Here is a 16,045-nt window from a genome sequence, read left to right on the forward strand (position 1 = left end):
GGCGGGTTTTCACCGCCCGTTTTTTTTGGGTCTTTCTTTTTTAACGTTGATATTCCGAAGCTCTGTGGCATTGCAGCAAATTGTTCAAGAAACCGTGACTGGACTGGGTTATGACCTGGTTGAGATTGACCGCACTGCGGGCGGATTGTTGCGCATTACCATCGATTTTCCGTGGCAGCCGGGCTCTGAGCTCTTCATCAACGTGGAAGACTGCGAAAAAGTCAATCGGCAACTGCAGTTTGCCCTCGAAGTCGATGGCGTTGCGTACAACCGGCTTGAGGTTTCCTCTCCCGGTATTGATCGCCCATTGCGTCACGAAAAAGATTTCGAGCGTTTTGTCGGCGAGTTGATTGACATCACGCTCAAAGCGCCCATGGGCGAAAACGCTGTAGGGCTTGTCAGTGCCAGCCGCAAAAAATTCCGCGGCACTCTCGAGCGAACAGCTACCGGCGAAGGTTGGCAAATCGTCTGGAGCGATGAGCCTGTCGGCAAGCCCGGTCAAAGAATCAGTAAAAAAAGGATCCCAGCACCTTTGAATGTGCTGGGCTTCACATTGGACGAATTGCGCGAGGCCCGTTTGGCGCCCGTGGTGGATTTCAAAGGGCGCAAGCCAAAGGTTGAAGCCTGACCTGGTGTCGGGTTTTGAGCATTTATATCGGGTCTGAACCGCAGGCCCAGTGGAACAGGAGAGTCAAGTCATGAATCGCGAAATGCTGATGTTGGTCGAAGCCATCTCACGTGAAAAGAACGTTGAGCGCGACGTGGTGTTTGGTGCTGTGGAAGCCGCTTTGGCCCAAGCTACCAAAAAATTGTATTCCGGTGAAGTGGACATCCGCGTTGCGGTGGACCGCGATAACGGCAATTACGAGACTTTCCGCCGCTGGCACGTGGTTCCCGATGAAGCTGGTCTTCAGTTGCCCGAGCAGGAGATTTTGCTGTTCGAAGCCAAAGAGCAAATCCCGGACATCGAAGTCGATGAGTACATCGAAGAGCCTATTGAGTCTTTGCCCATCGGCCGCATTGGTGCCATGGCGGCCAAGCAGGTCATCTTGCAAAAAATCCGTGATGCCGAGCGCGAAATGCTGCTCAACGACTTCATGTCCCGTGGCGAGAAGATTTTTGTCGGCACCGTCAAGCGCATGGACAAGGGCGACATCATTTGCGAGTCCGGTCGCATTGAAGGCCGTCTGCGTCGCAGCGAAATGATCCCCAAGGAAAACCTGCGCAGTGGCGACCGTGTGCGCGCCATGATCATGGAGGTGGACTTGACCTTGCGCGGCGCGCCGATTTTGCTGTCGCGTTCGGCCCCCGAGTTCATGATCGAGTTGTTCCGCCAGGAAGTGCCCGAAATTGAGCAAGGCCTTCTGGAAATCAAAACCTGCGCCCGCGACCCAGGCTCCCGCGCCAAGATCGCTGTGTTGTCGCATGACAAACGTGTGGACCCCATCGGCACTTGCGTCGGTGTGCGTGGCACACGCGTCAATGCCGTCACCAACGAATTGGCTGGCGAGCGCGTCGACATTGTCTTGTGGAGCGAGGACCCTGCCCAGTTCGTGATTGGCGCTTTGGCTCCGGCCAACGTGCAGTCGATCGTGGTGGACGAAGAAAAACACGCCATGGACGTCGTGGTTGATGAAGAAAACCTGGCGATTGCGATTGGCCGTGGTGGTCAAAACGTGCGTCTGGCTTCCGACCTCACGGGCTGGAAAATCAACATCATGGACGCAGCCGAGTCTGCCCAGAAGCAAGCCGAAGAAACCACGGGCATCCGCCAGTTGTTCATGGAAAAGCTCGATGTGGACCAGGAGATTGCCGACATCCTGATTGGCGAAGGTTTCGCTAGCCTGGAAGAAGTGGCTTATGTGCCAATCCAGGAAATGCAGGAGATCGAAAGCTTCGACGAAGACACCATCAACGAGTTGCGTACGCGTGCCAAAGATGCGTTGCTGACCCTTGAGATTGCACGTGAAGAGAGCGTTGAAGACGTTTCTCAGGATTTGCGTGACTTGCCAGGCTTGACGCCTGAGCTGATTTCCAAGCTGGTTGAAGCGGGTATTCAAACCCGTGACGATTTGGCTGACTTGGCCACCGATGAACTGACTGACATCACTGCTCAGACAGCTGAAGAGGCGACCGCCCTGATCATGAAAGCCCGCGAACATTGGTTCGCTGGCCAGGCCTGAAGCTATGGAGGCTTGAACACAATATGTCCAGTACCACTGTTGCCGAGTTCGCAAACGAACTCAAAAAATCTGCCGACGTCCTGCTTGATCAATTGCGATCAGCCGGTGTTGCCAAAGCTTCGGACAGCGATACGCTGAACGATGCTGACAAACAAAAATTGCTCAGTTACCTGCAAGCGAGTCACGGCACCGTGGCCGGTGACCGCAAAAAAATCACCTTGGTGAAAAAGTCCACCAGCGAGATCAAGCAGGCCGACGCTTCTGGCAAAGCCCGCACGATCCAGGTGGAAGTGCGGAAAAAACGCACCCTGATCAAACGCGATGACGAGCCGGTGCAAGAGGCGCAAGCCGAAGAGCCGCAAGAGCCCGTGATCGACCATGCCGATCTGGCTCGCCGCGAAGAAGAAGCACGCCGTCAGGCCGAACTGATTCGCCGCCAGGAAGAAGAATTGGTTGAAAAGCGCCGTGTGCGCGAAGAACAAGAAGCTCAACAACGCTCTGAGTTGGCAGCACAAGAGGCTAAAGCCCGTGCTGAGGCACAGTCCTTGGCTGAAGCGGCTGCATTGGCTGCAGGTCAGGCCGTTCCGGCCAAGCCTCAATTGAGCCGCGAAGAGCGTGAGCAATTGGCCCGCGCTGAAGCCGCCAGCATCAATGCGGCATCGCAAGCGAAAACTGCACCTGCTGCGCCAACAGCACCTGTTATTTCTGCCGAAAATGTTGCCGCTGCCAAAGCCGCGCAAGTTGCAGAAGCGGCTGTTGCCAAAGCCAAAGTCGATCAGGAAGCACGCGAAGCTGCAGCGCAAAAAGCGGCAGCTGACTCGAAGGCCAAAGCCGACGAAGACACCGCCCGAGCTGCCGATCTTGACTCGCGTCGTCGCAAGGCATTGGCCGAAGCCGAGGCTATTCGCAACATGATGAATGCCCCTAAAAAGGTATTGGTTGCTAAAAAAGAAGAGCCCAAGGTTGAGCCCAAAGCGGCTGTCAAAGGCACTTTGCACAAACCAGCAGGCACACCTGCACCCGGTGCACGTGCCGCCGCTGCGCAAGCCGCCGCACCTGCGGGTCCGGCAGGCAACAAAGAAGTCAAATCTGCCAAGCTTTCATCCAGCTGGGCGGGTGATCCAGCCAAAAAGAAAGCCATTCCAACCCGCGGCGACAGCAGCGGTGGTGTGGGACGCAACAACTGGCGCGGCGGGCCACGCGGTCGCCGTGGCAATGAGCGCGATCGCGATGATTCACACACACAACAGGCCCCCGCAGAAGTGCGTGTGCTCGAAGTGCACGTGCCAGAAACCATCACTGTGGCCGAATTGGCCCACAAAATGGCCATCAAGGCTTCCGAAGTCATCAAGCACTTGATGAAGCTCGGCCAGATGGCCACGATGAACCAGCCGTTGGACCAAGACACCGCCATGATCGTGGTGGAAGAAATGGGTCACAAGGCCGTGATTGCTGCGCTGGACGATCCAGAAGCTTTCACCGACGACGAAGTTTCAGAACAAAACGCCGAGTCTTTGCCGCGTGCCCCTGTGGTCACCGTCATGGGCCACGTTGACCACGGTAAAACATCGTTGTTGGACTACATTCGCCGAGCCAAAGTGGCTTCGGGCGAAGCCGGTGGCATTACCCAGCACATTGGTGCATACCACGTCGAAACGCCTCGCGGCATGATTTCTTTCCTGGACACCCCCGGTCACGAGGCTTTCACGGCCATGCGTGCCCGTGGCGCACAAGCTACCGACATCGTCATCCTCGTGGTGGCCGGTGACGACGGTGTGATGCCGCAGACCAAAGAAGCCATCAAGCACGCCAAAGCAGCCGGTGTGCCGATCGTGGTCGCCATCAACAAGATGGACAAGCCCGATGCCAACATTGAGCGTGTTCGCAGCGAATTGATCGCCGAAGAAGTGGTGCCCGAAGAATTCGGTGGCGACTCTCCTTTCGTCTCTGTGTCTGCCAAAACCGGCATGGGCATCGATGCCTTGTTGGAGCAAGTGCTTCTGCAAGCTGAAGTGCTGGAACTCAAGGCGCCGGTGCAAGCCGCTGCCAAGGGTCTGGTCATCGAGGCTCGTCTGGACAAAGGTCGTGGTCCTGTGGCTACTATTCTTGTGCAGTCCGGTACTTTGAACACCGGCGATGTGGTGTTGGCAGGCCAGACCTTTGGCCGCGTGCGTGCCATGCTGGACGAAAATGGTGCCGCCATCAAGTCGGCAGGCCCATCGATTCCAGTCGAAATTCAAGGTCTGACCGAGGTGCCGCAAGCCGGTGACGAGTTCATGGTCATGGGCGACGAGCGCCGTGCCCGCGAAATCGCGACTTACCGAGCCGGTAAATTCCGCAACACCAAGCTGGCCAAGCAACAAGCTGCCAAGCTCGAAAACATGTTCACAGACATGTCCGCGGGCGAAGTCAAGATGCTGCCGATCATCATCAAGGCCGACGTGCAGGGTTCGCAAGAAGCCCTGGGTGCATCCTTGCTCAAGCTGTCGACCGAAGAAGTCAAAGTGCAGTTGGTCTACTCCGGCGTGGGCGGTATCAGCGAATCTGACATCAACTTGGCGATTGCTTCCAAAGCGATCGTGATCGGTTTCAACGTGCGTGCCGATGCCGGTGCGCGCAAGTTGGCCGAAGGCAATGGCGTTGATTTGCATTACTACAACATCATTTATGACGCTGTGGACGAGCTCAAGGCGGCCATGTCGGGCATGTTGGCACCAGAGCAACGCGAAGAAATCATGGGTATGGCCGAGATTCGCACTGTGTTCGTGGCCTCCAAGATCGGTACGGTTGCAGGTTGTATGGTCACTTCGGGTCAAGTCACCCGCAGCGCCAAGTTCCGTCTGCTGCGCGACAACGTGGTCATCTATACCGGCGAGCTCGATTCGCTCAAGCGACTCAAGGACGACGTGCGCGAAGTCAAAGAAGGCTTCGAGTGCGGTATCAAGCTCAAGAACTACAACGACATCAAAGAAGGCGATTACCTCGAATTCTTCGACGTCAAGGAAATTGCGAGAACGCTGTAAATGGCGCGCAAGAAGCAATCGTCCGTTCCCAATCGCGGTTTCCGCGTGGCCGACCAGATCCAGCGCGATCTGGCCGAGTTGATCGCACGCGAGTTGAAAGACCCGCGTGTGGGCATGATCACGATCAATGCGATTGAGGTGACGCCCGATTACGCGCACGCCAAGGTCTATTTCAGTGTCTTGACGGGCAATCCCGAAGAAGCCACTGAAGGATTGAATGCGGCTGCGGGTTTTCTGCGCAATGGCCTGTTCAAGCGTTTGCATATCCACACGGTGCCGACATTGCATTTCTTGTTTGACCGTACGACAGAGCGTGCGTCCGATATGAATGCGCTGATCGCCAAAGCGGTGTCGTCTCGCGCCCAAGAGGACTGAGCATGAACGCGCCACGCACCAGGGTGCAGCGGCGCCCTGTGCACGGGGTGCTGTTGCTTGATAAACCGCTGGGTCTTTCCAGCAACCAGGCTTTGCAAAAAGCCAAGTGGTTGCTGCGGGCCGAGAAAGCAGGGCACACGGGGACGCTGGACCCGTTGGCCAGTGGTGTGTTGCCCTTGTGTTTTGGTGCGGCAACCAAATTCAGTCAGCAGCATCTGGATGCAGACAAGACTTACGAGACCACAGTGCGTCTGGGGCTGAAAACCAGCACAGCCGACGCTGAGGGTGACGTGATTGAAGTGCGTGAGGTGCGTTGCACCCCAGGCCAAGTGGTGGAGGTGCTGGACCGGTTCATGGGACCGATCAGCCAAGTTCCGCCGATGCACAGTGCCTTGAAAAAGGACGGCAAGGCCTTGTACGAATATGCCCGCAAGGGCGAAACCGTTGAGCGCGAAGCGCGCAACGTGGTGATACATGATCTGGATTTGCTGGACATGCAACTGCAAGGCGATGTGCCTTTTTTGCGCTTGCGTGTGCGTTGCAGCAAAGGAACTTACATCAGGACTCTGGGCGAAGACATCGCCGAGGCCTTGGGTTGTGGCGGCCACTTGAGCGCATTGCGCCGTGTGGTCACCGGTCCTTTTGTGGCATCACAGTGCGTGACGCTGCAGGATCTGGAAGCGATGGATGAAGCCAAGCGCCTGGGTGCTTTGCTGCCAGTTGATGTTTTGTTGCCAGGCTACACAGAAGTGAGCCTGGACAGCGACAGCACTGGTCGTTTTTTGAATGGGGTGCGCAGACGCGGCCCTTGGGTTGATTGTGATCAAGTCGTGGTGTATGGAGAACATCCTCGTGCCTTGCTGGGAACAGCTGTTGTGCATGGCGGCGAATTGGTTCCGGGTCGATTGTTGAGCCCGATCGAAATTCAACAGATTTTGGAAAAATCACCTGCCACCGAGCCGTTGCTGGCCGAGCAGGTTTAAAGGAAGAGAAAGCATGACCAAGCAAATCCGCAACATCGCCATCATCGCTCACGTTGACCATGGCAAAACCACCATGGTTGACCAGCTGCTGCGCCAATCGGGCACATTCGCTGACCACGAAAAAATCGTGGACACCGTGATGGACAACAACGCCATTGAACGTGAGCGCGGCATCACCATTTTGGCCAAAAACTGCGCCGTGAGCTGGGAAGGCACCCACATCAACATCGTCGACACCCCCGGTCACGCCGACTTCGGTGGTGAAGTCGAGCGCGCCTTGTCCATGGTCGACGGCGTTGTCTTGTTGATCGATGCGCAAGAAGGCCCTATGCCACAAACCCGTTTTGTGACCAAGAAGGCCTTGGCCCTGGGTCTCAAGCCAATCGTTGTGGTGAACAAGGTCGACAAGCCCGGTGCAAACCCGGACAAAGTGGTTAATGCCGCTTTTGACTTGTTTGACAAACTCGGTGCGAACGACGAACAGCTGGACTTCCCCGTGGTGTATGCCTCGGGTATCAACGGCTGGACATCGCTCGAAGAAGGCGCTCCTGGCGAGCAGTGGGGCCCCGACATGTCGGCCCTGTTCAACACCGTGCTCAAGCATGTGCCAGCACAAAAAGGCGATCCAGCGGCACCTTTGCAATTGCAAATTTCCGCGCTCGACTTCTCGACTTTTGTCGGTCGCATCGGTGTGGGCCGCATCAGCCAAGGCACCATCAAGCCACAAATGGACGTGGTCGTCATGGAAGGCCCGGACGGCAAAGCCATCAAAGGCCGCGTCAACCAAGTGCTGAAGTTCCAAGGTCTTGACCGTGTGCAAGTGACCGAAGCCGGTCCTGGCGACATCGTGTTGATCAACGGCATTGCCGAACTGAACATCGGCGTGACCGTGACCGACTCAGCCAACCCTGCACCGCTGCCGATGCTGAAGGTGGACGAGCCCACACTGACCATGAACTTCTGCGTGAACACCAGCCCCTTGGCGGGCCGTGAAGGCAAGTTCGTCACCAGCCGTCAAATCTGGGACCGTTTGCAAAAAGAGTTGCAACACAACGTCGCATTGCGTGTCAAAGAAACCGACGAAGAAGGTATCTTTGAAGTCATGGGCCGTGGTGAATTGCACCTGACCATCTTGCTCGAAAACATGCGCCGCGAAGGCTACGAAATGGCTGTCTCCAAGCCACGCGTGGTGTTCCGTGATGTCAACGGCGAGCGTCATGAGCCTATCGAGTTGGTGACTGCCGACATCGAAGAAACACACCAGGGCGGCGTGATGCAAGCTTTGGGCGAGCGCAAGGGCGAGTTGGTCAACATGGAACCCGATGGCCGTGGTCGTGTCCGTCTGGAATACCGCATTCCAGCACGTGGCCTGATTGGTTTCACCAACGAATTCCTGAACTTGACCCGTGGTTCCGGCCTGATCTCCAACATCTTCGACAGCTACGAAGCCCACAAGGGTGATATCGGTGGCCGTAAGAACGGTGTGTTGATCTCTATGGACGACGGTGAAATTTTCACCTACGCCCTGGGCAAGCTGGACGACCGGGGTCGCATGTTCGTCAAGGCGAACGATCCGGTGTACGAAGGCATGATTGTGGGTATCCACAGCCGTGACAACGACTTGGTCGTCAACGCTACACGCACCAAGCAGCTGACCAACTTCCGTGTGTCCGGCAAAGAAGACGCGATCAAGATCACGCCCCCCATTGACCTGACTCTGGAATACGGCGTCGAGTTCATCGAGGACGACGAATTGGTCGAAATCACGCCCAAGAGCGTGCGTCTGCGCAAGCGTTTCCTGAAGGAAAGCGACCGCAAGCGCAACAAGTGATCGGCTGACGATCATGCGTTTGACGCACGGTTTGGCCGTTTGGACCATGGTGGGCGTGACCGCCCTGTGGTCCATGGCCGGCGTGGTGACAAGACACCTGGAGCAAGCCCGCAGCTTTGAAGTTACCTTCTGGCGGAGCTTCTTCACTGTCGTTTCATTGCTGATCATCCTGCCCTTATGGCAGGGCCGAAGTGTCTGGACACGGCTGCCTTTGCGCAGCCGTTACTTTTGGTTCTCTGGTTTGTGCTGGAGTGTCATGTTCACAGCGTTCATGGTGGCACTCACCTTGACGGCGGTGGCCAACGTGCTGATCACCATGGCGGTAGGGCCTTTGCTCACTGCGCTGATCACACGGGTGTTTTTGGGACATCGTTTGCCCGCACGAACCTGGCTGGCCATTGTGCTGGCCGGCATTGGAATCGGTTGGATGTATGGTTCACAACTCAGCTTGGGTGATCCGAATTTCTTGATCGGCTCCATGGTGGCTCTGTGTGTGCCCATCGCGGGTTCGGTGCAGTGGACGCTGGTGCAAAAAAGCCAGAGCGAGGGGCAGAATCTGGACCTCGTACCTTCTGTCTTGTTGGGCGCACTCCTTTCCTCATTGCTGACCCTACCTTTGTCCATGCCGTTTCAGGCTTCGGCGCATGATGTGGGTTTGTTGGCCATTCTGGGTTTGTTCCAGCTGGCTATCCCTTGCGCTTTGTCGGTGGTTTGTGCCCGCGTGCTCAAAGCGCCGGAAGTGGCTTTGCTGGCCTTGCTCGAAATCGTTTTTGGCATCGCACTGGCTTGGTGGGGCGCCAATGAGGCACCCCAGTTGAGTGTGCTCTTGGGAGGTGCCCTGGTTTTGGGTGCCTTGCTTCTCAATGAATGGTTAGGCTGGAGACAAAACAATGTCTGATGTCATCGCGCAAATTGAAGGCCGTATCGGCTGCATCACCCTGAACCGACCCAAGGCACTCAACGCTTTGTCGCTGGAGATGGTTCGCGCCTTGACCCAAGCGCTGTTGGCCTGGCAGAGTGACCCGCAAGTGCTGGCTGTCGCGGTGCGCGGCACGGGCAAAGAAGGCCCCTTTGGCGCTTTTTGTGCAGGTGGTGATATTCGATATTTCCACCAAGCAGCACACGCTGGCGATGCTTCTTTGGGCGACTTTTTCACAGAAGAGTACCGCCTTAATCACTTGATTCACACCTACAGCAAGCCTTACATCGCTTTCATGGACGGCATTGTCATGGGCGGTGGCATGGGCATCAGCCAAGGCGCCAGCGTGCGCGTGGTGACCGAGCGCACCAAGATGGCCATGCCTGAAACCCACATAGGCCTGTTTCCGGATGTGGGCGGTGGCTATTTTCTGAGCCGTTGCCCGGGACGTTTGGGCGAATACCTGGGGCTCACGGGCCACATGTTGGGGGGTACGCAGGCGGTTGCTGCCAAGCTGGCTGACATCGCGCTGCCCAGTGGCATGCTGGAACCGATCTGGCAAACTTTGATCAGCAGCCCCTTTGAAAACGCGGAGTCAGTGGAGCGTTGGGTGTTGGCCCAAGCCGGCGCCATGACGCCAGAAAAGCTGACCCCTCAACCCCAAATAGACGAAGTGTTTGGTTTGCCCAGCATTGCGCAGATGTTGCAAAAGCTGGAATCTGCCTCTGACGAGTGGAGCCAGAAAACGGCCCACGCCTTGCGCCACCGTTCGCCCTTGATGCTGCATGTGGTGCTGGAGCAAATCCGCCTAGCCCGCCAAATGAGTTTGGCCGACGACCTGCGCATGGAGCGCGACATGGTGCACCATTGTTTCCACCTGCGCGCCGTCGGCGACAGTGACACCGTGGAAGGCATTAGGGCGCTGGCAGTCGACAAGGACCACAGCCCGAACTGGAAGCCTGCGCGTGTCGAAGAGGTGGATGCGGCCGAAGCTGCACGTTTCTTTGCGAGTCCCTGGCCTTCGGATCACCACCCCTTGCGCGATTTGGCGTGACGAGTAGGTCGGCGGCTTTAGCCCCGACTTGTCTTGTGAGTCCGTTGTGTCGGGTCTGAAGCCGCCGACCTGCCAACCGAACCCTGAGAGCTGACGCTCAGCGGTCGCGGTGTCGGCTCTTCATGGCACGTTCGACTTCGCGTTTGCCTTCGCGGTCCTTGATGGTGTCGCGTTTGTCGTGCTCAGCCTTGCCCTTGGCCAGTGCGATGTCGCACTTCACTTTGCCCGACTTCCAGTGCAGATTGATCGGCACCAGGGTGTAGCCCTTTTGTTCGATCTTGCCGATCAGTCGCTTGATCTCTTCCTTGTTCAGCAGCAGTTTGCGCGTGCGGGCGGCTTCGGGGCTGATGTGGGTTGAGGCGGTTTTGAGCGGGTTGATCAAGCAGCCGATGATGAACAGTTCGCCGTTGCGAATGACCACATAGCCGTCGGTCAGTTGCACTTTGCCTTCGCGGATGGCCTTGACTTCCCAACCCTCCAGCACCATGCCTGCCTCGTAGCGTTCTTCGAAAAAATAGTCGAAGGACGCTTTTTTGTTCTCGGCAATCTTGGCAAAAACGGGGGCAGCGGGAGACTTTTTGGTGGTGGCCATGGTGAGCAGATAAGGACGGGCTGGCCGTTCGCAAGAGTGTGCAGCCCGGCGATAAGCAAACAGGCAGATCGAAAAACTACAATCGGTGCATTGTATGAAGAATATCCACAAGTCCGTCCTCATCTGGTATGCCCCAGAGGAAATGTTTCACCTCGTCACCGACGTGGCCCGTTACCCCGAGTTTTTGCCTTGGTGTGACCACGCCAGCGTGCTGGAGACCGACGCGCAAGGCATGGTGGCCGAAGTGGGCATCAGCCTGGCCGGCATCCAACAAACCTTTACCACCCGCAACACGCACGAAGAAGGGCGCTCGGTTGGGATGAGCCTGGTCAAAGGCCCGTTCTCCAACCTGAGCGGCATGTGGCGGTTTAGCCCTGTAGGCGATGGCACGCAGCGGGCCTGCAAGGTCGATTTGGACTTGCAATACGGTTTTTCCAGTAAGACCTTGGCTGCACTGGTGGGCCCTGTGTTTGACAAGATTGCAGCTAGCCTGGTCGATGCGTTTGTCAAACGCGCCGAAGCCGTCTATGGCTGAGCCGACAATTCAGGTCACGCTTTGCTGGAGTCTGGCGCCTCGGCATGTGCAGGAAATCATCCTGCCGGTGCCCGTGGGCAGCACTGTTGAGGCTGTGCTGGATCTGTGCGTGGCCCAGTGGCTGCAAAGTCAGGGTTCAGCCGATGCCGCGACCCTGTCCTCTCTCAAGTTTCAGCAGCCCGGCATCTGGGGCAAAAAAGTGTCTTGGACGGAAGTTGTGAAAACCGACGATCGCATCGAGCTGTACCGCCCCCTCAAAGTCGACCCCAAGGTCGCGCGCCGCCAGCGCTTCAAACGCCAGGGTAAGGGGCGCACTGGCCTGTTTGCCAATCGCAAAAGCGGCTCGGCCGCCGGTTATTGAAACTCACCATGCAAGCCCTTTTGAACGCCATCTCTCAGATGCACAACACCGCCGATGCGCACCGGGTGTTTCATGGTCGCGGGGGTATGTACCCCGGTTGCGAACATTGGGCGCTGGACTGGTTTGCACCCGTGTGGGTGCTGACCAGCTTCAAGCCTGCGACCGATGATGAATTGGCCCAGTGCCAAAGTGCGTTGCAAGCCCGCTGGGACACATTGGCGCCGGGTGAAGCACTCAACTGGGTTTTTCAGTGCCGTGCCACAGGTCAAACTGAAACCCGCCTCATGGCTGGCAGCGTGCCCGAGGTGCATGTGGTGACAGAGCAGGGTGCCCGTTACCTGGTGCATGTGATGCGCGGGCAGAACCACGGCCTCTTTCTGGACATGGCCCATGGCCGCGAGTGGCTTAAAAACCATTCGAAGCATGAAAACGTGCTCAACCTGTTTGCCTACACCTGTGCGTTTTCGGTGGTGGCGTTGCAAGGTGGGGCGGCGCAAGTCGTCAACCTGGACATGAGCCAAGCCGCGCTGGCGGTGGGGCAGCAAAACCACCGCCTGAATGAGTTGCCTGCCAAGGCCCGGTTTTTGGGGCATGACGTCTTCAAAACCTGGGGCAAGATCAGCAAGATGGGGCCTTATGGTGTGATTGTGATCGACCCCCCGAGCTACCAAAAAGGCAGCTTCATCGCCACCAAAGACTACATCAAGCTGATCCGGCGCTTGCCCGATTTGCTGGAGCCACAAGGCCATGTGCTGCTGTGCCTGAATGCACCCGAGTTGGATACGCGGTTTTTGCACAGCCAAGTGGCCGAGGCCGCACCTGCCTTGCGTTTTGTCGAGCGGCTGGCCAATCCGGTGGCTTTCGTCGACATCGACCCTGAAAAATCCCTCAAAGTGCTGCATTACCAAAACGCCTGATCCTTTTTTGCGTTTTGCATGCGCCCATTTGAGGGGGTTGGCACGGGAAATCCCTTGGTCTGCGCGGGTACAATCCATTTTTTGGAGCCTTAGCTTATGCGCCTACTCGGTAAAGCCCTTACTTTTGACGACGTTCTCCTCGTCCCCGCCTACTCCCAAGTCCTGCCCAAGGACACGTCGCTTGCGACGCAATTCACCCGCAACATCCGCCTGAACCTGCCCCTGGTGTCTGCCGCCATGGACACGGTCACCGAAGCGCGTTTGGCCATTGCCATTGCGCAAGAAGGCGGCATTGGCATCGTGCACAAAAACCTCACGGCGCAAGAACAGGCCGCCCAAGTGGCCAAGGTCAAGCGTTACGAATCGGGTGTTTTGCGCGACCCGGTCGTCATTACCCCCGACACCACGGTGCGCCAGGTCATGGCCCTGAGCGACGAGCTGGGCGTGTCCGGCTTCCCGGTCTGCGATGGTCGACAAGTCGTCGGCATCGTCACCGGCCGTGATTTGCGCTTTGAGACCCGCTATGACCAAAAGGTCAGCGAAATCATGACCCCGCGTGAGCGTTTGATCACCGTGCCCGAAGGCACGACCCCCGAGCAAGCCAAACACCTGCTCAACAAACACAAGCTGGAACGCCTTCTGGTGATCAACGACGCCTTTGAGCTCAAGGGCCTGATCACCGTCAAGGACATCACCAAACAACTCAACTTCCCCAACGCCGCACGCGATGCCGCAGGCAAGCTGCGCGTGGGCGCCGCTGTGGGCGTGGGCGAGGGCACCGAAGAGCGCGTTGAGGCCCTGTCTCGCGCTGGCGTGGACGCCATCGTGGTGGACACCGCGCACGGCCACAGCAAAGGCGTGCTCGACCGAGTCCGTTGGGTCAAGCAAAACTACCCGCACATTGAAGTCATTGGCGGCAACATCGCCACGGGCGCAGCCGCCTTGGCATTGGTCGAAGCCGGTGCCGACGGCGTGAAAGTGGGCATTGGCCCAGGCTCCATCTGCACCACCCGCATCGTGGCGGGCGTGGGTGTGCCGCAAATCATGGCGGTGGACAGCGTGGCCACGGCCCTCAAAGGCACGGGCGTGCCCCTGATCGCTGACGGCGGTATTCGTTACAGCGGCGACATCGCCAAAGCCATCGCCGCAGGCGCAGGCACGGTCATGATGGGCGGCATGTTTGCCGGCACCGAAGAGGCACCTGGCGAAATCGTCTTGTTCCAGGGCCGCAGCTACAAGAGCTACCGCGGCATGGGCTCCATTGGTGCCATGCAGCAAGGCAGTGCCGACCGCTACTTTCAAGAGTCCAGCACTGGCAACCCCAATGCTGACAAACTGGTGCCCGAAGGCATTGAAGGCCGCGTGCCCTACAAAGGCTCGGTCGTCTCCATCATTTACCAGATGGCAGGCGGTTTGCGTGCCAGCATGGGCTATTGCGGCTGCGCCACCATTGAGGCCATGCACAATGAATCGCAGTTTGTGGAAATCACGGCTGCGGGCATCCGCGAAAGCCATGTCCATGACGTGCAGATCACCAAAGAAGCGCCGAACTACCGGGCTGATTAAAATCTGTCTCTGACCACCAAGGCGTCTGCACTCCAGACGCCTTTTCATTTCTCAAGGAACGACGCCTGCCATGCAGCACTCCAAAATCCTGATCCTCGACTTCGGTTCGCAAGTCACCCAGCTGATCGCCCGCCGCGTGCGTGAAGCGCATGTGTTTTGCGAAGTGCATCCCTGCGATGTGAGCAGCGACTGGGTGCGTGAATATGCCAAAGACGGCAACCTCAAAGGCGTGATCCTGTCGGGCTCGCACGCCAGCGTCTACGAAGTCGATGACCGCGCTCCTGATGCCGTGTTTGAACTGGGCATCCCGGTGCTGGGCATTTGCTACGGCATGCAAACCATGGCCGAGCAGCTGGGTGGCAAGGTCGAAGCTGGGCACACCCGCGAATTTGGCTACGCCGAAGTTCGCGCCCACGGCCACACCGAATTGCTCAAGGGCATTGAAGACTTCACCACGGCTGAAGGTCACGGCATGCTCAAGGTCTGGATGAGCCACGGTGACAAAGTCACCCAATTGCCTGAAGGCTTCAAGGTCATGGCCTCGACACCGGCTTGCCCGATTGCCGGCATGGCCGATGAGTCCCGCCACTTTTACGCGGTGCAGTTCCACCCCGAAGTCACGCACACCGTTCAAGGGCAGGCGCTGCTCAACCGCTTTGTGCTCGACATTTGCAAGGCCCGCCAAGACTGGATCATGGGCGACTACATCGAAGAAGCCGTTACCAAGATCCGCGAGCAAGTCGGTGACGAAGAAGTCATCCTCGGCTTGTCCGGTGGTGTGGATTCATCCGTTGCTGCCGCCTTGATCCACCGCGCCATCGGCGACAAGTTGACCTGTGTGTTTGTGGACCACGGCTTGCTGCGCCTGAACGAAGGCGACATGGTCATGGACATGTTTGTCGGCAAATTGCACGCGCACGTCATTCGCGTTGATGCCAGTGACCTGTTCTTGGGCAAACTGACGGGTGTGAGCGAACCTGAAGCCAAGCGCAAGATCATTGGCGGCCTGTTTGTCGACGTGTTCAAAGAGCAGGCTGCGAAATTGAAGGCAGGCGATGGTGGTCACAAGGGCGCGACGTTCCTCGCCCAAGGCACGATTTACCCCGACGTGATCGAGTCCGGCGGTGCCAAGAGCAAGAAGGCCGTCACCATCAAGAGCCACCACAACGTGGGCGGTTTGCCCGAGCAACTGGGCCTGAAACTGCTGGAGCCGCTGCGCGAGTTGTTCAAAGACGAAGTGCGTGAACTCGGCGTGGCCTTGGGTCTGCCGCGCGAAATGGTCTATCGCCACCCGTTTCCAGGCCCTGGCTTGGGCGTGCGGATTTTGGGTGAAGTAAAGAAAGAATACGCCGACCTGCTGCGCCGTGCCGACGCCATCTTCATTGAAGAGCTGCGCAACTTCACGGACGAATCCGGCAAGAGCTGGTACGACTTGACCAGCCAAGCCTTCACTGTGTTCCTGCCCGTGAAAAGCGTGGGCGTGATGGGCGATGGCCGCACTTATGACTACGTGGTGGCATTGCGTGCGGTGCAAACCAGCGACTTCATGACCGCTGATTGGGCCGAACTGCCTTATGCCTTGCTCAAGAAAGTGTCGGGGCGCATCATCAACGAGGTGCGCGGGATTAACAGAGTGACCTACGACGTGTCCTCGAAACCACCGGCGACGATCGAGTGGGAATGACGTTTCAAGGCTGTAGCGGCTA

14 protein-coding genes are annotated in these 16,045 nt (G+C 57.7%); 13 read left to right on the forward strand and 1 reads right to left on the reverse strand.

What is annotated here, in order from left to right; all coding sequences use genetic code 11:
* Positions 1-64: 64 nt before the first annotated feature.
* The 8 genes from rimP (at position 65) to ACZ5RG_RS05175 (ending at position 10,368) form a co-directional block, all read left to right on the forward strand.
* Positions 65-628, forward strand: a complete 564-nt coding sequence (rimP, locus tag ACZ5RG_RS05140; RefSeq protein ID WP_298598569.1) for a ribosome maturation factor RimP — start codon at positions 65-67, stop codon at positions 626-628.
* Positions 629-698: 70 nt separating this feature from the next.
* Positions 699-2,183 (forward strand): transcription termination factor NusA, encoded by a 1,485-nt coding sequence (gene nusA / locus ACZ5RG_RS05145; RefSeq protein WP_298598566.1) that lies wholly within the window; start codon positions 699-701, stop codon positions 2,181-2,183.
* Positions 2,184-2,206: 23 nt separating this feature from the next.
* Complete coding sequence (gene infB / locus ACZ5RG_RS05150; protein ID WP_464447955.1) at positions 2,207-5,206, forward strand: translation initiation factor IF-2; 3,000 nt, start codon at positions 2,207-2,209, stop codon at positions 5,204-5,206.
* Entirely contained in the window at positions 5,207-5,581 is a 375-nt protein-coding gene (gene rbfA / locus ACZ5RG_RS05155; protein ID WP_298598561.1) for a 30S ribosome-binding factor RbfA, read from the forward strand.
* Positions 5,582-5,583: 2 nt separating this feature from the next.
* Positions 5,584-6,564 carry a tRNA pseudouridine(55) synthase TruB gene (gene truB / locus ACZ5RG_RS05160; protein ID WP_298598558.1) on the forward strand — a complete coding sequence of 327 codons (981 nt, stop codon included), beginning with the start codon at positions 5,584-5,586 and terminating at the stop codon, positions 6,562-6,564.
* Positions 6,565-6,577: 13 nt separating this feature from the next.
* Positions 6,578-8,395: a translational GTPase TypA gene (gene typA / locus ACZ5RG_RS05165; RefSeq protein WP_298598555.1), complete on the forward strand. Its 1,818-nt coding sequence runs from the start codon at positions 6,578-6,580 to the stop codon at positions 8,393-8,395.
* A 13-nt stretch (positions 8,396-8,408) separates the two neighbouring features.
* Positions 8,409-9,293, forward strand: coding sequence for a DMT family transporter (locus tag ACZ5RG_RS05170; protein WP_464447956.1), 885 nt, complete (start codon positions 8,409-8,411; stop codon positions 9,291-9,293).
* Entirely contained in the window at positions 9,286-10,368 is a 1,083-nt protein-coding gene (locus ACZ5RG_RS05175; RefSeq protein ID WP_464447957.1) for an enoyl-CoA hydratase/isomerase family protein, read from the forward strand. The genes ACZ5RG_RS05170 and ACZ5RG_RS05175 overlap by 8 nt, the downstream gene beginning before the upstream one ends.
* 97 nt (positions 10,369-10,465) lie before the next feature.
* Here ACZ5RG_RS05175 and smpB read toward each other — a convergent pair whose 3' ends face one another.
* Complete coding sequence (smpB, locus tag ACZ5RG_RS05180) at positions 10,466-10,960, reverse strand: SsrA-binding protein SmpB (protein WP_019428800.1); 495 nt, start codon at positions 10,958-10,960, stop codon at positions 10,466-10,468.
* Positions 10,961-11,054: 94 nt separating this feature from the next.
* On the opposite strand from smpB, the gene ACZ5RG_RS05185 reads away from it, so the two are divergent.
* The 5 genes from ACZ5RG_RS05185 to guaA all read left to right on the forward strand — a co-directional run bounded on the left by ACZ5RG_RS05185 (position 11,055) and on the right by guaA (position 16,023).
* Positions 11,055-11,495, forward strand: a complete 441-nt coding sequence (locus ACZ5RG_RS05185) for a type II toxin-antitoxin system RatA family toxin (protein WP_464447958.1) — start codon at positions 11,055-11,057, stop codon at positions 11,493-11,495.
* The gene (locus ACZ5RG_RS05190; protein WP_298598546.1) at positions 11,488-11,856 is read left to right on the forward strand and encodes an RnfH family protein; all 369 of its coding nucleotides are present in this window, start codon (positions 11,488-11,490) and stop codon (positions 11,854-11,856) included. Before ACZ5RG_RS05185 ends, ACZ5RG_RS05190 begins: the two co-directional genes overlap by 8 nt.
* Before the next feature lie 8 nt (positions 11,857-11,864).
* Complete coding sequence (locus ACZ5RG_RS05195; protein ID WP_464447959.1) at positions 11,865-12,773, forward strand: class I SAM-dependent methyltransferase; 909 nt, start codon at positions 11,865-11,867, stop codon at positions 12,771-12,773.
* A 96-nt stretch (positions 12,774-12,869) separates the two neighbouring features.
* A complete protein-coding gene (gene guaB / locus ACZ5RG_RS05200; protein WP_019428804.1) occupies positions 12,870-14,339 on the forward strand; it encodes an IMP dehydrogenase in 1,470 nt (489 codons plus the stop codon).
* 70 nt (positions 14,340-14,409) lie between these two features.
* Positions 14,410-16,023 (forward strand): glutamine-hydrolyzing GMP synthase, encoded by a 1,614-nt coding sequence (guaA, locus tag ACZ5RG_RS05205; RefSeq protein ID WP_464447960.1) that lies wholly within the window; start codon positions 14,410-14,412, stop codon positions 16,021-16,023.
* Positions 16,024-16,045 lie beyond the last annotated feature (22 nt).

The sequence above is a fragment of the Limnohabitans sp. TEGF005 genome, from assembly GCF_055394835.1.